Annotated in this window: 21 protein-coding genes; all 21 read right to left on the bottom strand. The window is 44.7% G+C overall.

Annotation, left to right across the window (positions count from 1 at the left end):
• Positions 1-4 precede the first annotated feature (4 nt).
• Positions 5-961, bottom strand: coding sequence for a hypothetical protein (locus tag AACT07_RS11165; protein ID WP_069527760.1), 957 nt, complete (start codon positions 959-961; stop codon positions 5-7).
• Between the two features lie 92 nt (positions 962-1,053).
• Positions 1,054-2,958, bottom strand: coding sequence for a hypothetical protein (locus AACT07_RS11160; RefSeq protein ID WP_069527759.1), 1,905 nt, complete (start codon positions 2,956-2,958; stop codon positions 1,054-1,056).
• A gap of 111 nt (positions 2,959-3,069) precedes the next feature.
• Complete coding sequence (locus AACT07_RS11155) at positions 3,070-4,149, bottom strand: class I SAM-dependent methyltransferase (protein WP_083249964.1); 1,080 nt, start codon at positions 4,147-4,149, stop codon at positions 3,070-3,072.
• Positions 4,150-4,259: 110 nt separating this feature from the next.
• Complete coding sequence (locus AACT07_RS11150) at positions 4,260-5,039, bottom strand: cephalosporin hydroxylase family protein (RefSeq protein ID WP_069527757.1); 780 nt, start codon at positions 5,037-5,039, stop codon at positions 4,260-4,262.
• 19 nt (positions 5,040-5,058) lie between these two features.
• Positions 5,059-6,165, bottom strand: coding sequence for a DegT/DnrJ/EryC1/StrS family aminotransferase (locus AACT07_RS11145; RefSeq protein WP_069527755.1), 1,107 nt, complete (start codon positions 6,163-6,165; stop codon positions 5,059-5,061).
• A complete protein-coding gene (locus AACT07_RS11140) occupies positions 6,162-7,385 on the bottom strand; it encodes a methyltransferase C-terminal domain-containing protein (RefSeq protein ID WP_069527754.1) in 1,224 nt (407 codons plus the stop codon). The genes AACT07_RS11145 and AACT07_RS11140 overlap by 4 nt, the downstream gene beginning before the upstream one ends.
• Positions 7,382-7,945 (bottom strand): dTDP-4-dehydrorhamnose 3,5-epimerase family protein, encoded by a 564-nt coding sequence (locus AACT07_RS11135; protein ID WP_069527752.1) that lies wholly within the window; start codon positions 7,943-7,945, stop codon positions 7,382-7,384. Before AACT07_RS11135 ends, AACT07_RS11140 begins: the two co-directional genes overlap by 4 nt.
• Positions 7,942-9,045: a CDP-glucose 4,6-dehydratase gene (gene rfbG / locus AACT07_RS11130; RefSeq protein WP_083249963.1), complete on the bottom strand. Its 1,104-nt coding sequence runs from the start codon at positions 9,043-9,045 to the stop codon at positions 7,942-7,944. The genes AACT07_RS11135 and rfbG overlap by 4 nt, the downstream gene beginning before the upstream one ends.
• Positions 9,006-9,779, bottom strand: coding sequence for a glucose-1-phosphate cytidylyltransferase (gene rfbF, locus AACT07_RS11125; RefSeq protein ID WP_069527749.1), 774 nt, complete (start codon positions 9,777-9,779; stop codon positions 9,006-9,008). Before rfbF ends, rfbG begins: the two co-directional genes overlap by 40 nt.
• The gene (locus AACT07_RS11120; protein WP_069527748.1) at positions 9,776-10,636 is read right to left on the bottom strand and encodes a glycosyltransferase family 2 protein; all 861 of its coding nucleotides are present in this window, start codon (positions 10,634-10,636) and stop codon (positions 9,776-9,778) included. Before AACT07_RS11120 ends, rfbF begins: the two co-directional genes overlap by 4 nt.
• Positions 10,637-10,707: 71 nt before the next feature.
• Complete coding sequence (locus tag AACT07_RS11115; RefSeq protein ID WP_069527746.1) at positions 10,708-11,700, bottom strand: glycosyltransferase family 2 protein; 993 nt, start codon at positions 11,698-11,700, stop codon at positions 10,708-10,710.
• A gap of 16 nt (positions 11,701-11,716) precedes the next feature.
• Positions 11,717-13,024, bottom strand: a complete 1,308-nt coding sequence (locus AACT07_RS11110) for a glycosyltransferase family 2 protein (RefSeq protein ID WP_083249962.1) — start codon at positions 13,022-13,024, stop codon at positions 11,717-11,719.
• Between the two features lie 28 nt (positions 13,025-13,052).
• On the bottom strand, positions 13,053-13,721 hold the full coding sequence (locus AACT07_RS11105) for a methyltransferase domain-containing protein (protein ID WP_083249961.1): 669 nt from the start codon (positions 13,719-13,721) through the stop codon (positions 13,053-13,055).
• A gap of 14 nt (positions 13,722-13,735) precedes the next feature.
• Positions 13,736-14,845, bottom strand: a complete 1,110-nt coding sequence (locus AACT07_RS11100) for a glycosyltransferase family 8 protein (RefSeq protein WP_069527743.1) — start codon at positions 14,843-14,845, stop codon at positions 13,736-13,738.
• A gap of 38 nt (positions 14,846-14,883) precedes the next feature.
• The gene (locus tag AACT07_RS11095; RefSeq protein ID WP_069527741.1) at positions 14,884-15,828 is read right to left on the bottom strand and encodes a glycosyltransferase family 2 protein; all 945 of its coding nucleotides are present in this window, start codon (positions 15,826-15,828) and stop codon (positions 14,884-14,886) included.
• A 168-nt stretch (positions 15,829-15,996) separates the two neighbouring features.
• On the bottom strand, positions 15,997-17,202 hold the full coding sequence (locus AACT07_RS11090) for an acyl-CoA reductase (RefSeq protein WP_069527740.1): 1,206 nt from the start codon (positions 17,200-17,202) through the stop codon (positions 15,997-15,999).
• Positions 17,181-18,236 carry a LuxE/PaaK family acyltransferase gene (locus AACT07_RS11085; protein WP_069527738.1) on the bottom strand — a complete coding sequence of 352 codons (1,056 nt, stop codon included), beginning with the start codon at positions 18,234-18,236 and terminating at the stop codon, positions 17,181-17,183. Before AACT07_RS11085 ends, AACT07_RS11090 begins: the two co-directional genes overlap by 22 nt.
• The gene (locus AACT07_RS11080; RefSeq protein ID WP_083249960.1) at positions 18,233-19,591 is read right to left on the bottom strand and encodes an AMP-binding protein; all 1,359 of its coding nucleotides are present in this window, start codon (positions 19,589-19,591) and stop codon (positions 18,233-18,235) included. The genes AACT07_RS11085 and AACT07_RS11080 overlap by 4 nt, the downstream gene beginning before the upstream one ends.
• Positions 19,588-20,337 carry an SDR family NAD(P)-dependent oxidoreductase gene (locus tag AACT07_RS11075; protein ID WP_069527737.1) on the bottom strand — a complete coding sequence of 250 codons (750 nt, stop codon included), beginning with the start codon at positions 20,335-20,337 and terminating at the stop codon, positions 19,588-19,590. The genes AACT07_RS11080 and AACT07_RS11075 overlap by 4 nt, the downstream gene beginning before the upstream one ends.
• Entirely contained in the window at positions 20,337-20,570 is a 234-nt protein-coding gene (locus AACT07_RS11070) for an acyl carrier protein (RefSeq protein ID WP_042012685.1), read from the bottom strand. The genes AACT07_RS11075 and AACT07_RS11070 overlap by 1 nt, the downstream gene beginning before the upstream one ends.
• Positions 20,567-21,103, bottom strand: a complete 537-nt coding sequence (locus AACT07_RS11065) for a GNAT family N-acetyltransferase (protein WP_069527736.1) — start codon at positions 21,101-21,103, stop codon at positions 20,567-20,569. Before AACT07_RS11065 ends, AACT07_RS11070 begins: the two co-directional genes overlap by 4 nt.
• Positions 21,104-21,185 lie beyond the last annotated feature (82 nt).

Below are 21,185 nucleotides of genomic sequence, written 5' to 3'. Positions count from 1 at the left end.
AATCTTACAACAAGCTACTCAACCGCACCCAGCGCCAATATTCTTCATTTTTATTGTGAATCAAACTGGAATACAAGTCGTGATTGTTAGCACTGAATGATGCCATCCATTTTTCCTGTCGGAGGATAAACTGTGAGGCCAAATCATCACAAGCGACAATTCCTTCCATGTAAAATAGCCCTCTATCAAGATCAGCCTTTGAATTACCTCTAACCCATATATCTTTTCCACTTTTCAGTATTTGTTGATAAACCTCATCAAATTCATCTTTACTTAAATAACGAATGCACTTTCCAGTCCCAATATAAATGTCTTTTGCAGCGCAAAGACTAAATGAATAGTCAAAAACAGTAATTTTCGAGTGTTTTATATAATCAAACAGCTCGGAACCAGTCCGAATTGCATAAAGCAAAGTAATGCCTTTAGCAAAAAAGACATCATAACTAGCGGGTATTCCAGAGGGGGTGTCCGTTGTAATAACCTTGTATTTTTCGTGCATCAACCTTGCCATTAAATTAAAAAATGGTGAGATATCATATCCAAACCAATTAACATGAGATAAATCAACCTGTATAGATGGCAATTCCAGAGTTAGTTGTAATTTCCTAATGAACTCCATCCCATCGATACACCCAAATAGAGTCTGGCCAAGTTCAAAGAAAGAGGAGCCAACCAATTCCAACGCCATCACTTTATTCAAATTAAAAACAAAGTCATCATTATGATGAATTTCATCGGTATATATATCGGCAATGTCGTTGTATTCGTTGTCACATAAAAGCTGGCTCATCCGGTGATACGAAAATAAATCATTCGAGTAGCGTGCATGCATTAGCCAATCATATGCTTTAGCATTAGTACGGAAATCATATACAGTCTTTTTCCCAAGATGTGGATCAATAGCTCCAAACTCAAGATAACTAAATGCAATGCTTTTTGACTTTAAATAGTCAGTATTCATGATAGTCCTTTATAACTAAAATCAACTATTGCCAGCCCACACACCAAAGACGCAATAATATATTAAGCATTAGTGTATAAAAATATCACTTATCACAAAACATCAATAAATGACAATGCAAACATATCACCTGAAAAAGTAAATATATCATTTTTAAAGTTATATTTATCAACCAAGTCACAATAAATTTCTGGCAAGTATGCCTGAGAACAAATTAGCACATCAACCGAAGCATTATTTAGAAAATGAGGCGCCCCAACTTTCCACCCTAAAAAAAACGAGCCTTGTTTGTTGGGGTCGGAATCGACAATGCCAGTTATAACTACTTGTTTTTCTTTTAAATTCCACTCAATAAAGTCTACAGCAAACTGCCCAGCACCGAATAGAATAACATTACGACTTGAACATATAGGATTTAATGTGGTAACGTTAACCAATTGAAAAGTATTTAAATTATTTTTTATATTTGACTTGTGAATAGTGACATTTTTGTCATAGATATTTTTTAGCCACAACTCACTATTATTAAGTGAAGCATGATTATCTATCATTTCATTTTCAATAAACTCTAGCACACCCCGGCCTTTGGACAACCACCAATCGATAGCCTTATCTGAAAGCTCAAGACTCAAACATTCATTTATAACAAACTGATAAAAAAACTTTAGCGCATGTCTATAATAATAGAACTTTAACTGATTGACTCGAGAAAATGAATCAGCCGCGAACAAAAGCGCTTGCTTATAACTTATATCACAAGATAACAGAGCAATAAAAAATATATTTGCAGAACGACATGATAAAACATGCAAGCCAATGAACACCCTCAAGTCTATTTTATCTGAAAATGTTATATCATAATACTTCCAGCTAGGATGTGGCTTCCCCGTGACAATATATTCAATATTTTCGACAAAATACTCTACTGAGTTGCCAGCGTTATACACGCCAGCTGATTGGCAGATCTCCTTTCTTTTTTCTACAGACTGCAATTTTTTATTTAATAGCAATTCATTAATGATGGGTATTAAATTATTATCATGACATGTGTAGTGTCGTTCTTTATCGTTTATATCACTACATTCAGATTCAGGTAAATGCAGAACAGTTGGTCTTCCAGTTGCTAATTCGAACAAATGGATTGAATATTCCCTATGAGTTAACATTAGGACTCCGCGAGAGTAGTCGCTAATATAATTATCTGAATCACTATATAAAAAATTATCAAATTCAGAACCAAATTCAATACATTTGAGAATAGCTTCATGCCCACGATCTAGATGATATGGTCTGAATACAATCGTATAGCCAGGAAAGTTGTTAAGTAATTTTTTTAATGTTGGGAAAACAGAGTCAACTACCCATGATTTTTCTATCGCTAGGTATGAAAGATGATAAATTATCGCATCTTGCTTTTTGCAGTTTGTCACTGAATTAAAAAACGCATCCAGTTTTGGAAGACCGAAAGGTATTTCACACACAAATGGATGCATGTGAAATCGCATGCACTCTGGGAACTTGTTGATATAAGAGTGGTTGGGAGCACCAATATGACACCGCATTCCAAGAATATAATCAAAGCAGAAACCACCGCCATAGACATCGATTGTTTTCTTGATATCAACGTCAATGCCATGTTGGCACCCAACTTTTACTACTGAACTGGGAAACCGAGCGAAGAGATCATAATTTGATTCACCAAGAATAATAATATCTAACAGTGATAACCTTTCACACTCGGTGTCTTTATATATAACAAGAGTAATATCACAGCACTCTTTCATATACCAATCATAGTTTTCCTTAAAATCCAACTCATCAACAATAGCAACACAATCAATAGTTTTGTAGGTATTAAGCTCGCGCAAAAACTGTATCAGTTGATTCGCAATGGCATTGAAAAACAAATTGCAGCCAACAATGTATTCACTTCCCTTTAAATGACTCCAAATTTCAAGCTGCTCGGTCACTGAGCGAATTACTGGCAGTCCCATCATATAGTTACCGTATAAAATTTACACATATGAAATGCCACTCGCCAGCAATATTACGCAGTATTCTTAACATAAAAGACAAGAACGTGTGGCCAAGATGGATGACAATTAAAATCATTTAATATGCAACTGACCATCGAACGTAACAAAATGAACTTTTGAGTCAAAATTTGACATAATTTCATTTAAATAATTAGAGTTTGATACGATCACCAATTCGGGTGATGATAAAACCGCATCAGCTGGAGATATTATCCTCTGTCCAGTTCCTGGGATATACTTACCCTGTTTATTGATATTTATGTCGACACCGTACTTTACTATATCCTTATTTAGGCATAAATGATTCATTAAGGTCACAGCTCTGCCAGACACCCCCCAAATCAATATATTTTTATAATGATTTATTATTTTCAATATTTCCGAGCAATCAAATACTCCAGTGTTTAGTTTGCTGCAGATAACTCCAGAATATTGGCCATTGAAAAGGTGGAATACACTATCCACTTTCAAATTAAATTTTTTTAATAAACCAGTAATAGACAAGAGAGAGTAATAACTATGACACTCGTGATAAAGCATGGTAAAATCTCCAGCATCTATTATATATTCGAGAGATGGATATTCAATATAAATAACACCATTATCTGCAAGCGAATCTCTTATATCATTAATCAGATTAGGGCTGTTTATAAATGAATCAAAGCAATGCCTCAAAATAATAACATCGTATTTTATCTCTTTTTTTGAAAAATATTCCTTATGGATAATACTAGACAATCCATATTGTCCATCATAAGCTGGATCGAAACCACAAATATGTGTGACCTTTGCTTTTTCAATTAATAATTTTAAAAAATATCCATTCCCACAACCAATCTCTAGAACGCTAGATGACTCACCCAGAGAGCACTCAGATATCAACTTGTCGGCCAGCTCAGATAAATAGTCCCTGTAATATGACGAAGACATTTGATCATTATTATATCGGGCATCATAAACAATATCATCCGCACGAAACGATGGATTAAATAAATAACAACAAGATTTGCAATAATAAAAATCCACGGCAATTCTATTGCATGTTATTGCTTCACTTTCTGAATCATATAAAACATTTTGAAGAATAGGTGAATTATCCAAATGAAAATACAATTCAACATTAGAGCTACAATGTGGGCACATATATTCCATAAAACACCTACGATTGGATATTTCGGCGACTAGACTTCATATTTATAATTAGACCATTTATTAAAATTTAACCTTAAAATACGGCAGCCAGAAACATTTATAACTCCACATTATTTTATTCGTTTCAAGTACCCATCGGGTGCAACTGTTATCATTAGTTTATTTTCGATAAACTCGTCCACTACAAATCTATTATCTTTAGCTAAAAATGAGTGAACAGCTGTTTTAGGATTATTCCCAGGCCCCCAAGGACGATCACTGGATAATGATTCTGGTAGGTCCTCAACTATCGTATCAAACACAACACAATAACTCCCTACGCTGACAAGGTCTGCATACGCCTCTAATTCAGCCAACACATGATCATGTGTATGGTTACTATCTAAACAAAGTAGGATTTTTTTATATCCAGCCGCTATTTCATGAACCTTTTTAATAATTCCAGCGTCGACACTAGAACCTTGTAGCATTTTTATTCTTGATGAAAGAGGATGACTCTCTATCTGCACTCGATTATGCTCACGTATATCAATATCAATACCAATAACTTTCCTTTTGCTATGGCGTGGATCAATCATAGAGCCGGATTCTATCGCTTCAAACAAGTCCAGCTGAGCAAGCATGGCTGCACTAAATATTAGTGACCCGCCATGTGCGATACCAGTTTCAATTATTAAATCTGGTTTAACATTAAAAATTATTTCCTGCATAGCGACAATATCTTGTGGATATTGAATAATTGGTCGACCAGCCCAACGAAAATGATATGAATATTTTTTCTCACAAGATAAAGACATCCATCGTGATGTTAGCTCACAAAGAGATGTGGATTCTGCCATTTGGCGTATTTCATCTACACATTGTTCTTCGAATACTCTGTCTTGTCTCATATATTATTGCTCCACAATCTCAACTCATAATTTTTTTTACTATACCAACTACTGTATCAATGCATTGTTCACTCATATCATGATATGACGGCAAATTAATTGCGCGTGTCGAAATGCAATATGATCTAGGTGTGGGATTTATTGATACAAATGGAGGAGTTGAACTCAACGGTGAAAAAAATGGTCTGGCATCGATACCTGCCGATTGAAATAAATATTCAATATCAACTCTTTTAGTATTGGCACATAAGCCAAATACCACCGTTGGCATCCAAGCACCATTAACTCCGTCATCTGGTTCCGGATTCATGCTTAGATCAGAATAAGGCAACAAAGCATCCCGATAATAATTCAATATTTGTCGCTTACGAGCAACCAACTCTTCAATTCTTTCCATCTGACCGCAACCGATCGCGGCTTGAATGTTCGACATTTTGTATTTATAACCCACCGTCTCAGGCCAGAACTGACGAGTCTGTCCACGAACTCGGCCATGATTACTGAGAGTCAGTACACGTTCGTAAAGTTCAGCATCGTTTGTGACGAACATCCCGCCCTCACCCGTTGTCAGGGTTTTTGTCCCATGAAACGAGAAAGCACCGAAACGCCCCATGGAACCAGCGCGCAGCCCATGGTACACAGAACCTATCGCCTCCGCGGCATCTTCAATCACCGGAATGCCATAGCGCTCGCCAATGGCTAACAATTGCCTCATGTGGCAGAGATTGCCATATAGATGCACAGCAAGGATGGCTTTGGTACGTGGAGTGATCGCCGCTACCACTAATTCAGGATCAAGACACCAAGAATCAGGCAATATGTCGACAAAAACAGGTGTCGCTCCCAGATGAACCACTGGAGCGACACTGGCAATCCAGTTACTATCCGCCAATATCACCTCATCACCAGCACCGATACCCAACGCGGCCATCCCCATATGCAAGGCCCCTGTACAACTTGACGTAGCGATAGCATATTTAACCCCCAGATATTCACGGAACAGCCGTTCAAAACGGTCAATATACTCGTAACAGCGTCCCCCCCAACCGTTGGTCGCCGCATCGGTGGCATAGCCGATTTCCAGCGAGGTGATAGAAGGCTTGGTATATAAAATTCGCTCACTCATAGAATCTCCAAACTCGGGACCGCAACGACAAAACGAGTACCTGCAGAACGAAGTGGCGCCAGCTGGCGGCCAATTTCATCCGCCAAATTCCAAGGCAAAATCAGGACAAAATCTGGTGGATTAGCCATCAGCACATCCGGAGACATGATTGGAATATGACTCCCAGGCAAGAAACGCCCTTGTTTCGAGCTAGCAGCATCACAAACATAAGGCAGTAGATCTGGACGAACACCCGCATAGTTCAACAAGGTATTACCTTTAGCGGCTGCACCGTAGGCAACCACAGTTTTTCCAGACTGTTGCTGCGCCAATAAAAAAGAAAGCAGAGCGTTTTTAATGCCGTCCGCCCGAGTTTGGAATGTCTGATAGATGTCCAACTGATGTAACCCAGCCACAGCCTCTTGCCGCAAGCACTCGGCCACAGCAGTAGTAATGGCTCGTGGTTCATCAGAATGACAGGCGAAAATGCGTAAGCTTCCTCCATGGGTCGCTAAAAACTCAACATGGAACACGAGCAAGCCAACCGAAGCCAAAATCTGCTGCACTGTTCGCAATGACAGATACGAAAAATGCTCGTGATACACCGTATCAAACTGCGCCTGCAACAATAGTTGCAGCAAATGCGGAAACTCCAGCGTCAATGTTCCACCAGAATTTAGCAGTCGCTTTAAACCACGGCAGAAGTCATTGATATTGGGAACATGGGCTAGGACGTTGTTGCCGATCAGCAGATCTGCACCTTGACCATGCTTGCACATCTGTTCGGCTAATTCGACAGAGAAAAACTCCTGGATGATCGGGATACCCAGCGATTCAGCGACGGTAGCAGTACAAGCGGTCGGCTCAACCCCGAGGCAAGGTATGCCTGCAACTACAAAGTTCTTAAGCAAATAACCATCGTTGGCAGCAATCTCAACAACATGACTCTTGGGCGTCAGAGATAACTCGTCGAGCATACGTGTGCAATACTGAGCGGCATGAGCGAGCCAGCTGCTTGAGGTACTTGAAAAATATGCGTAATCGGCACGAAAAAGCTGATCTGCCGAGGCAAAATCCTCAGTTTGTACCAACCAACACTGGTCACACACTCGCAAGCGTAATGGAAACGCCACCTCAGGTCGAGAGAGATCATCAGAAGACAAATACGCATTAGAGGGCGGAGCAAAACCCAGATCGAGAAAACTATGAACCAACTGTGTATCACAGTGTCGGCATTTCATTGAATTACTATTCCCTGAAAACTGTCGTTTAACGCAGGATGCTGGTGATCACGTGCGGATATCTCCGTTATCGGTAACGGCCATGAGATCTGAAGTAGTGGATCCAGCGGACATAGTCCACCTTCCGCGGCAGGAACATGAAGCGCCGAATGACAATAGAGGATTTCAACTTCGTCACTCAGCGTCTGAAAGCCGTGAGCAAATCCTTCTGGAATCAACAAAGAGCGGTGGTTATCATCAGAGAGCTCCTCAGCGTACCACTGCAGAAAGGTCGAAGAACCAGCTCGAATGTCGACGATCACATCCCAGACCCGCCCCTGAATACAAGTCACCAGCTTTTTCTCGGCATACGGCGGATATTGATAATGCAGTCCACGAATCGTGCCACAGCGCGACGTACATGTCAGATTAACCTGAGCAATATATGACTCCCACCCCAACATTGCCAGCTCTTCGGCACAGAACAGTCGGCTCAAGGTACCGCGTGAGTCACCAAGCACTTCACGCTGCAACAATATGGCGCCAGGCAAAGGTTCGGACAATAGGGTAAAACGGCTCATAGCTGAGCCTCATAGGCTCTAATTTGTTGCTCACACAAATCTCGAGCGTCCGCTCCCTGATACCAATCACGATACCAACACATAGTCTGCTCAATGGCTTGCGGCAATGACCAGCGGGGTAAAATATTCAGTGCATGACGTGCTTTGGCAGTTTCCAGAGCTAACCAACCAGTCTCATGAGGTCCGGGATCACCCACCAAGCGCCAAGCCCCCTGGCATAGACCAAAACTGAGCGCAGCCAAATTAACCACCTGCTCCACACTCGCTGCATCCCGGCTGTCTGGACCAAAGTTATAAGCTCCGGCCAACTGTGGCTCGTTAAATAGACGTTGTGCTAAGACCATATAGGCCGCAACAGGCTCTAAGACATGCTGCCATGGACGAACCGCCTCTGGGCGTCGGATAGCTAACGTCTGGCCGGCTTGCCAAGCCCGAACTGCGTCAGGGATCAAGCGATCTGCGGACCAATCGCCCCCACCGATGACATTACCAGCCCTAGCGGTTGCAACAGCAACGCCTCGGGCCGCCAAGAACGCATCACGATAACTGGTGATTACCAACTCGCTGGCAGCCTTACTCGCACTGTAAGGATCATGCCCTCCCAGACGATCGGTCTCACGATAAGGCCAGATAGATTCTAGGTTGGAATAGACTTTATCCGTGGTCACCATGACAACACTCTTGACCGTATCTGACGACCGAAGCGTGTCTAACAGATACACGGAGCCCATTAGATTGGTTTCGAATGTTCGAGCAGGCTCAGAATATCCTTCGCGTACCAAAGATTGAGCAGCCAAATGGAATACCACTTCGGGTTGTGACTCTAAGATCAGAGGCCCGAGATACTCCGGGGTACAGACATCACAGATATGGTGCCGACAGATCTTCGCAACCTCGGCAGCGTCAAATAGATTTGGTTTTGAATTGGGTGCCAAGCTAATTCCCGTAACTTCAGCCCCAAGACGATGTAACCATATAGTCAGCCAACTACCTTTGAATCCGGTATGACCGGTGACAAGCACCCGCTTACCCTTCCAAAAGGACACATCAACACCCCGTGTCATGCCCAAACCTTCCAGGCGGCTTTGTGACTGGCCCATAGCTCCTCCAGTTGATTCTTTTCTCGTAACGTATCCATGGGTTGCCAAAAGCCTTGATGTTCAAATGCCATCAACTGTCCCATATTGGCCAAGGTCACCAGTGGTTGTCCTTCCCAACTGCACTCATCACCATCCAATAACTGAAATATCTCTGGGGAAAGCACAAAAAAACCACCGTTAATCATGCCTCCATCACCACGCGGTTTTTCAGAAAAACCTGTCACCAGGTCACCAGCTCGAGTCAGGGCACCATAACGTCCTGGAGGGGAAACGGCTGTCACGGTCGCGATCTTTCCGTGACATTCGTGAAAATTGATTAGTTGACCGATATCAACATCACTAAGCCCATCACCATAGGTAAAACAAAAAGCCGATTCATCTTTTACGTATTCAGCCACACGTCGCAACCGTCCACCAGTAAGAGTCTCTTCACCTGTATCGACTAGAGTCACGCGCCATGGTTCTACATGGTTGTGGTGCACCTCCATGCGATTATTCTGCATATCAAAGGTGACATCTGACATATGCAAGAAGTAATTGGCAAAATATTCCTTAATAACATACCCTTTGTAGCCAAGGCATATAATGAAATCATTAACACCATAGTGTGAGTATATTTTCATAATATGCCAAAGGAGCGGTTTTCCGCCAATTTCAATCATGGGTTTTGGGCGAAGATGTGACTCTTCACTGATACGTGTTCCTAAGCCACCAGCGAGAATAATTGCTTTCATAGATCCTCCCTGCCAAAAGCAATCTCGTCATTAACAGATAATGTCTGAATACCAAACCGGTGCTGTAAAGCACTTATGACTTCATTCTCTAGGTAACGCATAATCCGAGGGTCACCATCGAACAAGCAAGCAAGATCATCGAGATAATACAGAATCATATCGTGACGACTCAAGTAGCACTCAGAGCCAGTGATCCTCTGCGACTGCGTCTGTTCTCTTATCGATTCAAAATAACGCCTATAATAGAATTCATCTTCCAGATAATGTAGCCGCCCCATCCACAGCAAACGACTAAGCATAATATGATCATTTGAGATAGTTTTTCTGAACTCAAAACCACTTAATGCTGCCTTTCTAAAAACAGAATATACGATAGTGCAATTATCAAGGATTCGAACTGATTGTAGGTATCGCCCTATGCGTTTGACTGTAAAATTATAAATTGCATCCTCCATAAGCACGGGATCGCTATCCCCAATAAATTTCAATGGTTGTCCAGATACTATGGATATATCATTGTTTTTATCAAGAAACTCTACCGCGGCCTGCAAAAAGCCGGGGGATATATGGTCATGTGCTCCAATCCAAATAAAATAATGGCAATTAGACTCATTGAAAATGAATTCAAAGTTTGGCGTAGCACCAATATTCTTTTCATGTCTAAAAAAAACAAACCGTGCATCATCCTTACAATAATCAGTTATGAACTCCCAACTTCCATCTGATGAATTATTGTCAGATATGAAGAATGTTACATCCTTGATAGTTTGAGCTTTAAGGGAATCAAGCATCAACCTCAAATATGGCAGCTCATTATAAACTGGAATGCCGACATATAACTTACTATAACGCTCCATATAATGCCATTCTCCCCAAAATAACTATCATATAGTATACAATTACTTGTGCGAAACCAGACAATAACTTTTCAAGGAAAAGTCAGACATCGAATAAAAAAGTTTATTCCAAAATTTCGCTTATCCAGCAAACTTTTTACACCCATAAATTTTAAATAGTAAAATATTCCTTGTAGACCATAAAATTTACAATAAGACATATATTTTGATGACAAACTTGACACCAATAATCGCTGAATAAACATTTCACCGCTTGCGTTTATTTTTATTAGACTGGAATATAGACGTCCAATTTCGATTAGGCTAGATTTCAATGGCTTATCCAATGGGAATAGAACCAAATCCTCCAACGTGCGGTCGTCAATAAAAAGTCCAAACGAAGCAAACTGCTTTGCCACAATTATTTTTGCTGAATACTGCTGCCTTCTGACATTAGCACTTGATTCTTGCTGTGCATGTGTTCGATATATCAGCAAGCACTCAGGCAACACCTTTAGTTTGGACACATCTCTCATCGCCACCCAAAATGCATAATCGGTAGCACTAACCACACCACAACGTTCAAAAGAAAAATCTGCTTTTTTGGCGACTGCAGTTCTTGCCATCGCAACAGGATTTATAATCACATTACCCGTAAGCATATTAACTGCAATCATATCTGGATCTGATTCAGGAATATATTTCCCCAGTGAATCGAAGTCGATGTATCCTGCGCTAACTGCCCCAACATCAGGATGGAAATCAAGATAATCAATCTGAGATTTGAAACGATGTGGAAGTGAGATATCATCAGCATCCATCCATGCAAAATACTCAGTATCCACATACGACAACAGTGTATCACGACATTTCGCGATCCCCTGATTGTTGATATTAGACTTAACAATTATTCTCTTATCAAGAGCGGCGAATGCTTCAATAATAGACAAGGAACTATCTGTTGAAGCATCATTAAGGATGATGAAATCAAATTCACCATATGTCTGAGACAATATGGAGCAAATCGCTGCAGATATATATTTATCTGCATTAAAAACTGGCATAAGAACAGTTAGTTTATTCATATTAACACTGACCTTATTATATTACAATGCAGGGCAACTCTTTAAGACATTCATAGATTTCATCATAAAACGCAACGGATGCAATAATAACCAACTCAACATTTCTAGTAACAATATCATCAGGATGATATATCGGTATGCCGCTATCGGATACACTGTTGAAGAGTGATTTATCAAAATAACATTTGATCTCATAACCGGCAGCTTTACATATTTCATGAACCCGAGCACCATATTCACCAGCCCCGTATATCCCGATTCGACCACTATATATTTTAGCATGTGAAAGTATCTTAATTACCCATTCATCTTCAATTTTGTTCTTCATTCCATTCAAAAACTGTTTATAATCATTGTTTTCTATTGTATTTATATGAATCTTTACACTCGAACTACTATCCAACACACGGTTCAAAAGTTCAACAACTGGAGAAAACAGCGCAATAGATGCCAAGTTTTTCTTTACAAACGATAGTTCAGCCTTAGGAATATTCTCCCAATGCTTGACCAGCTCGTCATGGAGCATTGCAATAATATCTTGAGCCACCAACAGATGAAAATCCTGTAACCATCGATGTATTTTTGCCAAGCCTGCAAGCATTGGAATTATATAACCAACGGCAAGTTCCGGTTTGCATTTCAATAAAAATGATACATTGTGCAACCAGACTGCAACACGCGAGTGTTGCATACCATATTTATTTTTTGACATAGATCCAATACGTCTAAAATAGACAACGCCACACTGATGTGAAGAATAAAATTGACTACCAGCCATAGCCAATCTAAATACAAGGTCATAATCCTCACAACCATTAGCAACACGGCTATCAGTTGAAAATCCACCTATTTTTTCCAGAGAAGATTTGAGAAACATATAACTGTGAATTGGAGCAAGATTATCCATCATCAAAGCGGATAAAGGATCACCGAAAGCAGGTATGATCTTTGCCGTGGCATTAGTATCTTCATCATGCTCAACAAAACCAATGACACTAATAACTTCTATGTTATTATTAAAATTAGCAACCTGAGCAGTGATGCATCCTGGTAATAATGTATCATCAGCATCGAGGAACTTTATCAGTGTTCCATTACTATGAACTAATCCTGTATTTCTTGCAGATGACAGGCCTTTGTTTGGCTGTCGAATTAATTTAATAAGACAAGAATATTTTTCCTGAGCAATCTGTACCGGTTGTGCAGAGCCATCATCAACCACGATGATTTCTATATCTTGATAATCCTGCCTATCAATAGATTCAAGTGCCCGATTTAAATACTCTTCTTGCTGATAGCATGGAATTATTATTGATACGCGCATACTTGAACCCCTACCCAATGATCATTTACTACAACTTTCTAAAAATCACATCAACATGCATCGAACCATTTTCTGAAATCTCTTCTACACACACAAGCCCTCTTATTAAATCAAATATATTCACTCTTTCTTTTTTATTCCAGACATATAGACTTCCATTTTCTATACAAAAATTCCATTGATGCATTCCATGATACTTCTCATGCTCGGCCTCATTGGCCGAATGCTGAATATATATATAGCCATTTGGTCGAGTAACTTCTATCATATTCATGATGCATCTGATCGGGTCATAGCTATGATCTAGGGTATTTCGAGCATATGTAATATCAAACGAATTCTTAGTAAAGCTATCTAGTATATGCTCTGTCTCACACAGCTCTGTTATTATCGGAGGTGGGGATGGATAATTAAATTTATGATATTCGTCTGCTAACGCATCTATTGCTGTAATTTTTATTCTTTTACTAGAATGCTTCTTTCCTAAGATAGTAAGTGGCCCAGCACCACAATCTAGGATAGTAATATCAGTCCCACAACAAGAACTGACAAGATCATGTAGCCTCCCACGCAGAGGAAGATCAGGGTCTAGTCGGTCAAGAAAATCACGTGGCCACAAGCCCCCACGTTCTCTTACCCATGTAGACCAAAATTGCACTTCAGAAAAAAAACCAGCCATCCACTCTTTTTTTTGCATTTTAGCACCATTAACTAAATAATTATTGATTTATAATTTGTCACAGAATTTATTTCCACTATTATTTCATCTCTATAAGGTATTGACGCAATTATTACTGCATCAATACCCTCCACATTTACAAGATGTCGCTTTATCTCCATCCCCATAAACTTATCACAAACATTTTTGTCAATAATATATGTAATTGAGTATTCATTCATATTTTTTATTATTTCATAGCACAGTCGCCGCCCTCTCTGACCAGCCCCCCAGACAACAATACGAGCGCCAAAAGGAAATTTTCTTTTAAGGCGTGACAAGATATCCATATCATCTTGATCAAGATATGTCTGCAGTGGCTCACATGCATACGCAGTCTCAGCACGGCTTACCAGATAACTATCTTTGAAAGGATGAGCACAATATACATGCCAAGGTTTTTCCTGACCACAGAAATGCACCAGAATAGGTACGAGCATATCCTTTTGCGCAAGGTGATTGGGTTGAGCATTCCACTTCTCATCGAGATAAAGAACCTTATTCTGCAAAACAATGTTTAAGGCATCCTGATCATTGTGCTCAAAACCATTATTATCGACAAGCAGTTTCAATGCCTGCTGACTGATATTATTTTCCCGCCATTTGCCAAGATCCATCAACATGAAACCTGCATTGAAATACCTTCCAGATGATATCCCACGCACCTGCTGCTTCTCTGTATCGCATCCCAAGATATGATCGGATACTACGGCGACAATAGAATCCATCATATCTATCGACCAAAGCAGGCTGATATCTCCCATAGCTATCATGTCCGCATCGATGAATAAGACCTTATCAATATTATGCAAGACTTCAGGTATGGCAAATCGATAATAAGTAACTTCGTTCAGCCTATTATTATAGAGGTTACTGATTGGGATTTCTTTATAATCAGGAAAGTCATTGTAAAACCGAATTTTTATATTTTGTGTGACCAATGAAGACAGCTTGAATATTTGTTCTTCATTAAGAAGACCCAAAATATGACATTTCAGCTGGAAGTTCTGACTCAGATGCTTACCCAGACTATGTATCAGAGCTGCCAAATGAATGGCAAAGGCATTATCAATACAAAAGGCAACATGGATTGTTTTTTTCATGTGATTACCTAGTCAGATGAATGAAAATACACGAACGGTCAGCCAAAAATTTTTTCACGCACCCGCTCTGGCTCATGTTTATTTTGCCATGCAAATTCATGACGCTCATCAAAAAACCACTCATACTGAACGGAGCAAGTGATAAAAACATCAAAAAGAGCCCAATTTCTGGCACGCAAGAAATACAATGCTGTGGAAAACCACAGATGACTTTTCCCTTTTCTTACTAACAACTCATCCATTCCTGCATGAAGCGCCAAATCACATGCTGCCAGCATATCTTGCAAAGCAAGTTTGCGACGATCTTCTGAGGAACGAATAGCTCCACAAATGCTACTACCGTGAACCCGATAACGCCCATATACTTGTGGAATACGGTCTATATTTCCACCCAGATAAGATGAATTAAGAATGTGCCATGAGTAGTCATTCACTAAGTGGCAATCCAGATTTACCGCATCCAGCATTCTTTCGTGCCGGCGAAAAGCACAGGAACTGGTATTAAAAAAGAGTCCGTATTGCACCAGGTGCTCCGGACCCGCTCGCTCAGGGATATATTTGGCGTTGTAATAATCCTTGCTGAATAGCGAGGTGGTCCGATTTGAATCGCTATCAAATACTTCCGCTTCGTGATAAACAAATCCACAATCTGGATGCTTATCTAGATGATCATTCAACGCTTGCAGCTTGCCGGGTAGAGCCAAATCATCGCCATCGACATAAACCAAGTACGAACCCAGAGCTTCTTCCAACAAGACACGAATGGTCAGGCACACCCCTATGTTTTTTTTGTTTTGCAATGCCCGCAGTGTGGGCCACTGTAATGCCAGCCGCTGCATAATTGCCCAGGAGTCATCGCTCGATCCGTCATCAATGGCAATGACCTCAAAATCGAAATTGGTTTGCTGTTCCAGCAGACTAAGCAGACAGGGTTCGATAAAGCGCCCGAGGTTATACACCGGCACCAGTACGCTGACTTTCATAGAGAATCCAGAAGTAGAGTAAAAAAGAAGCGAATTGGAGAAAATTGACAAGGCTACCGCACGGTCTCTGTCAACCCTTCCTGCCCTTCATGGCAATTTTTACTGCAAGAGCCGTGCCTGACCAAGCTAATTCATTGATATGACTTGATTTATGTGACCTAGCATCCACTATTCAATACGGTCAAGCTGACGGCTGCAGGCCACCAGCATGTCAATGCCGTCCCAGAGCCATTCGAATGCCAGCGCCTGTCCCGGACTTGCCACCCTATCGATACGACAGCGAGGCGACAGCTGTAGCGCACACTCAAGCCGCATTTTATCTGGCCCAACCCAGACACAGGTCTGCATATCCCACGGTTGTAACAGAAACTCATCAAGGGTATCGGCAACAAATTCGGCAACTGTACCTCCTCCGATGTGTGCAAGTCGCAAATTGAGTGCCGGAGTCAATAAGGTGACGCCAGAAAAGGTGTCCAGCTGCATCTGGCCATCATGGGCGGCATTTTGTTGACTATTGATGAGGCGTTCCATCATCAGGGAGGGATTATCTGCAAATGGGGCGAAGATCCCTTCGAGCAGACGACGGTGCAACGCACTATCGGGAGAGCCCAACCAGCAAATGGTGGTGGGTGAGGCGCAGGCTTGCTGATTGAAGCGAGTAAAGTCTTGTTGCAAAGCCGCAACCAATTGCCGCCACGCGGCAGCATCCAGGCTGGCGAGCCATTGGCTATCAAATACCGCCATGGAGCGGCGATCCGGAAACACGATTTCCTGAGCGCGGGATGAGAGCGGAATAGCCCGTACCCGGCTGATGGTTTCATCACCTCCCCAGATAATGCGAAGGCGACACCGGGCCGACAGCCAGGCGGTGATGCCCTCGTCGTGGTCATAGCGGATAAAACGGGTACGGGAGGCAATCTCTTGCCACTCGTGTAGAGAGAAAAGCTCGTTCAGGATGGTCAGCATGGCCTCTTGCACCGGGTCGATGCGCGATGAGAGGCGAACCACGGAACCATTGCCCATCAGTAGCGCCATGATCCAGGAGTAGAACGCGACGGTCGGCACGTTGGAGGGGACCAGATGAAAAACCATCCCCAGCGGAGCGCGTCCTGCCATGCGTTTACGCTGTACCTCAATCTGGCGTGGCCGCAACCAAAAACCAAAGGCGGCCAAATCCGGGTTCTCTCGCCCCTCCTGCTGCAGACGTGCAGAGAGCTCAGCCACAAAGTCACCTATGACGGGCGCAAAGCTTGGCAGCGGGCGAGTAACAAAACCTTGCCAGCCGCTGACGGGAGCCGCGAAAGCGACCTCTGGCCCCGCTTGCCAGATGGCATCTTCTGCATCTGACCGGATCACTGGAAAGTGTCGCTGCATCCCCTCACCTCGGCGCCTTGCTGACGTCCTGATACATGAAAATAACGGCCACGACGGCCGCAGGGGCAATCATCCTCCCCCAGCAGCACACCAAGATCCTCGCTGAGCAAACTGTGACCGGGATAACTTTGAGGAATGGCAGAGATCACCTGCAACAGACCGGGCTGGCCGATCCCGAGCGGCTGGTGAGTCAACGGATCCCGCACCAGCAGATCGGCAAAGAGAGGCGCATGCAGATGGCCATGTTCGCACTCGACAAACACCGACCCCACCTGCTCCACCATGCCATAGAAGTTGTGCACCCGACTCAGCCCCAGCTGTTCATGGCAACGCTGCTTGAAGGCAGGATTATCCACCGCGAGGTGTTGCAGCTTCTTCCAGCCACCACTGTGAAAAAGCGTGCCCTGCGTCAGCGGCAGTTGCAGACCGCGCTCACGCAGCGGCTCCAGCAGACATTGCCACACCATGAAGGTAAAGCCGAACAACAGGACCGGCTGGCCTGCATATTTGTCACAAAATGCCTCGATGACCGGCCAGTTGGGCCGCATCTGCTCATCGAGGGCATAGGTATGGTCACGGCCAAGGAAGGAGAGACCCAGCGCACCGGCACCGCGGGCGGAAAAACCGCTGCGGTTTTGAATAAGGGCAGGTTGCTCCACCAGCAGCATGGGCAACCGTTGCTTGCCGACAAATTCTTGCAAGATCTTCACCAGCACCTTGCTCTGCAACGCGGCTGTATCCCGATCCAGCACAATTCGTGACGGCGTTCCGGTAGTGCCAGAGGAGGTGAGCACCTTGAACACCTCGTCTTGCGGCACGCTCTGCCATTGGTCCAATTTGAACAGGCGGGCGGCCAGATAGGGAAGCTCTTGATAGGTCGAGGCCTGCCCCCAACCAAACGCCGACAGAATATTGGCAAAGGTAGGGCAACCCTGTGCATGGCGCTGCGTCAATTCATTCAGGCGAGCAAGGAGCAGCCCACTTTTTTCCTGTTGGGACAGCCCGAAAACCGGTGCATCAAACAGCCTGTTCATAGCTGCTCCAGCTCTGTTAATAGGGCCGGATAATCAATCTTCATATTGCTGCATCGTGGCAAATGGTGTTGGTAGATACGCACGCTTGATGGTGGCACCATCAGCCAGCGGGCCAGCTCCAGCTGTAGTGCATCACTGGGGCACGCCTCAGCCTCGATGGCCACCAGCAGGCAATCATCGCGGCCGGTCGCGGCGCAGGAATAGCCCCTCCCCTGCAACCAGGTTTCCACTTCAGCCAAGCTCACCCGTTTGCCAAACAGCTTCAGGAAACGGTTGAGTCGCCCAGTCAGATAGAAGCGGCCCGCCTCATCACAACGAGCCAGATCGCCGGTAAAGAGCGCATCCATATCACGCCCACGCGCCAGATCTTCAGTGCAATCGGCATAGCCAAGCATCACGTTTGGCCCTTCATAGACCAGCTCCCCCTCCCCGTCGGGAAATCCGGACTCATGACGCAGAGAGAGACGCCCGCCCGGTACGGCACGGCCGATGGCATCCGGGGCAATCATCACTTCCTCGTGCGCCAACCAGGCGATGCGCGGTGCAGCTTCAGTCTGGCCATACATCACGAAAAAACGGCGTCCCAACGCAACTGCCTGCTCGGCAAATTGCTTTGCCAGCGCCGGCTCAAGCCGTCCTCCGGCCTGGGTCAGTGTCATCAGACTGGGATAACGCGCCCAGTCAAAACGCAAGCGGTTTAGCATCTGAAAGGTAAACGGTACCCCCGCCACGCTGGTGACCTGATGACGATTGACCTCATCCCAGAATTGGCGCTCAAGGGGGCTGGCAGTGCATGAAACCAGAGAGGCGCCAGCCAAAAGATGGCTGTTGAGCACCGACATACCGAAGGAGTAAAAAAGTGGCAATGAGGTGATGGCTCGCTCACCCCCGTTCAGCACCAGATATTCGGCGATGGCCGCGGCATTGGCATCAAGATTGGTTCGCGACAATCGCACCCATTTGCAGGAGCCGGTACTGCCCGATGTCGGCAGCAGCATGGCCAGCTCAGGGTGAAGCGAGGGCGCATCGCCAAGATGCGCAACTGCCCCATCCTCCAATACCCGCAGACTGACACTAAAGCGCTGGCACTGCTCATGGTGCAACTGGGCATCCTGTGCAGGATCGGCCAGCATAATGGCGTGGCCATCACGCAGGGCCAGCAAGTAGTGAAGCAGATGCAGGGTGGATGTCACAAATGGCAGGTAGACCAAATGGCGACCGGCAGGGTAGATGGTGGCCAACTGCGCCACACGCTGGGCCAGTTCACCATAACTGAGCCACCCCTCTTGCGGATCTCGCCAAGCGAGCTCGCTGTTGCCCTCAACCAGATGCGTCAACAAATCAGGCTGGCTCAAATCACCATCCCCCCATCGACCCCAATCACCTGCCCGGTCACATAGCTCGACAAGTCGGATGCGAGAAACAGGGCCACCTTGGCCACTTCATCTGGCGTACCAATCCGCCCCATGGCGATGCTGGCCACCCGCTCGGCAAACTTATCTTGCGGGATGGCATGCGCCATATCGGTATCGATAAAACCGGGAGCAATGGCATTGACCCGGATCTGGCTGACGGCCAGCTCCTTGGCAAGTGACTGGGTAATGCCAATCACCGCCGCCTTGCTGCCGGCATAGCTGCTGAGCCCCGCCGCCCCCACCTGCCCCATCAGGGAGGCGAGATTGATGATGCTGCCGCCACCGCAGCGCTGCATCAGGCGGGCGGCATACTGGCTGCAGTAGATCACGCTAAAGGTATTGTTGCTGAATGTCTTTTGCAGATGGGTCTGGTTCGCCATCCCCAATAACGCCTCTTCCAGCATGCCAGCATTGTTGATCAGCACGTCCAGCTGGCGAGTCTGAGCAAACAACTGCTGAAAGGCCTGCTTGACCGCCAACGGATCAGCCACATCAAAACAGAGGGGCTGGCAGGGCACGACAAACTCTGAACCAAGCTCGGTCGCCAGTTGGCTCATTGCCACCTCATCACGGCCTCCCAGCCACAGTTCAGCCCCCTGAGAGGCAAACAGGCGGGCGATGGCAAGCCCGATGCCACGCCCGGCACCGGTGATCAACACCCGCTTGCCCTGCAACAGTCCCTGCATCAGAAAGCGACCCCGTATTTGGCCAGGATCTCCCGCGCCTTGCCGACCGAACTCATGTCGATAATGTCATCGGTATCGAGCAGCACGCCGTAGTTATCCTCCAACTGGGCAATCAGCCCCATGTGGGCGACGGAATCCCACTGCGGGATGCTGTTGTAGGCCAGCCCATCGCTGACGCTGCCGATATCAATACCCAAAGCCTCGGCAAAAACCTGTTCCAATGCGATTGTCATCTGAAAAATCTCCGTAGCCGCTCACGGGCGGCATAGTAATTCGCCGGCAGCAGTTCCAATGCAAAAAATCCGTTCTCTTGTCCTATCTGGCTATAACCCAGTTGTTCATTCAAGCGCAGGGCAGAGCGATTGTTCTCCCGAACCAGGGTGCGGATACAACCGATGTGCAACTCATCAAAACCCTGATCAAGCTGGGATAAGGCAGCAGCAACGGCCAACATGGGATGCCGCACGGTTGACTTACCCAGATAGAGCCCCGCATCGGCAATCGCCTGCCCCTGCAGCTTGCCCTGGCACTCACCTTTCAGATTGACGTAACCCGCTCGCACGCCCTTGCACCAGAGCACCCAGTGCTGCTGATCCCGCCGCTCACGTGTAGCGGTGAACCATTGGCGCTGTTGCTGCGGCGAAATACGCGTCTGAGATACCATCTGCATTCGCACCTCATCCTGATTGCGCCAACGTCGCAAGGCAGGAAGATCCCACGGCTCTATCGGGCGTAACTCAACGCCATAGCTCATCTTCAACGCCATAAAGTTTCCATGACTTCCATGACCTGTCTCTCTTATCGACCACACGGCTGCCATTGCGTAGCAAAAATCGATAATACAAGCA

This window comes from Aeromonas sp. ANP5, assembly GCF_963870295.1.
In the GTDB taxonomy this organism is placed as follows: Bacteria; Pseudomonadota; Gammaproteobacteria; order Enterobacterales; family Aeromonadaceae; genus Aeromonas; species Aeromonas veronii.
The sequence above is the reverse complement of the archived record's forward strand: the minus strand, read 5'-3'. Positions and strand labels throughout refer to the sequence as shown.

Excerpts from the sequence above, each read along its gene's own strand:
- AACT07_RS11095 (WP_069527741.1), bottom strand. The coding sequence starts at position 15,828 with ATGAAAGTCAGCGTACTGGTGCCGGTGTATAACCTCGGGCGCTTTATC.
- AACT07_RS11070 (WP_042012685.1), bottom strand. The coding sequence starts at position 20,570 with ATGACAATCGCATTGGAACAGGTTTTTGCCGAGGCTTTGGGTATTGAT.
- rfbF (WP_069527749.1), bottom strand. The coding sequence starts at position 9,779 with ATGAAAGCAATTATTCTCGCTGGTGGCTTAGGAACACGTATCAGTGAA.
- AACT07_RS11160 (WP_069527759.1), bottom strand. The coding sequence starts at position 2,958 with ATGATGGGACTGCCAGTAATTCGCTCAGTGACCGAGCAGCTTGAAATT.
- AACT07_RS11165 (WP_069527760.1), bottom strand. The coding sequence starts at position 961 with ATGAATACTGACTATTTAAAGTCAAAAAGCATTGCATTTAGTTATCTT.
- AACT07_RS11065 (WP_069527736.1), bottom strand. The coding sequence starts at position 21,103 with ATGGCGTTGAAGATGAGCTATGGCGTTGAGTTACGCCCGATAGAGCCG.
- AACT07_RS11145 (WP_069527755.1), bottom strand. The coding sequence starts at position 6,165 with ATGAGTGAGCGAATTTTATATACCAAGCCTTCTATCACCTCGCTGGAA.
- AACT07_RS11140 (WP_069527754.1), bottom strand. The coding sequence starts at position 7,385 with ATGAAATGCCGACACTGTGATACACAGTTGGTTCATAGTTTTCTCGAT.
- AACT07_RS11110 (WP_083249962.1), bottom strand. The coding sequence starts at position 13,024 with ATGCGCGTATCAATAATAATTCCATGCTATCAGCAAGAAGAGTATTTA.
- AACT07_RS11115 (WP_069527746.1), bottom strand. The coding sequence starts at position 11,700 with ATGAATAAACTAACTGTTCTTATGCCAGTTTTTAATGCAGATAAATAT.
- AACT07_RS11090 (WP_069527740.1), bottom strand. The coding sequence starts at position 17,202 with ATGCAGCGACACTTTCCAGTGATCCGGTCAGATGCAGAAGATGCCATC.
- rfbG (WP_083249963.1), bottom strand. The coding sequence starts at position 9,045 with ATGGGCCAGTCACAAAGCCGCCTGGAAGGTTTGGGCATGACACGGGGT.
- AACT07_RS11155 (WP_083249964.1), bottom strand. The coding sequence starts at position 4,149 with ATGGAATATATGTGCCCACATTGTAGCTCTAATGTTGAATTGTATTTT.
- AACT07_RS11120 (WP_069527748.1), bottom strand. The coding sequence starts at position 10,636 with ATGGAGCGTTATAGTAAGTTATATGTCGGCATTCCAGTTTATAATGAG.
- AACT07_RS11150 (WP_069527757.1), bottom strand. The coding sequence starts at position 5,039 with ATGAGACAAGACAGAGTATTCGAAGAACAATGTGTAGATGAAATACGC.
- AACT07_RS11100 (WP_069527743.1), bottom strand. The coding sequence starts at position 14,845 with ATGAAAAAAACAATCCATGTTGCCTTTTGTATTGATAATGCCTTTGCC.
- AACT07_RS11105 (WP_083249961.1), bottom strand. The coding sequence starts at position 13,721 with ATGCAAAAAAAAGAGTGGATGGCTGGTTTTTTTTCTGAAGTGCAATTT.
- AACT07_RS11075 (WP_069527737.1), bottom strand. The coding sequence starts at position 20,337 with ATGCAGGGACTGTTGCAGGGCAAGCGGGTGTTGATCACCGGTGCCGGG.
- AACT07_RS11085 (WP_069527738.1), bottom strand. The coding sequence starts at position 18,236 with ATGAACAGGCTGTTTGATGCACCGGTTTTCGGGCTGTCCCAACAGGAA.
- AACT07_RS11135 (WP_069527752.1), bottom strand. The coding sequence starts at position 7,945 with ATGAGCCGTTTTACCCTATTGTCCGAACCTTTGCCTGGCGCCATATTG.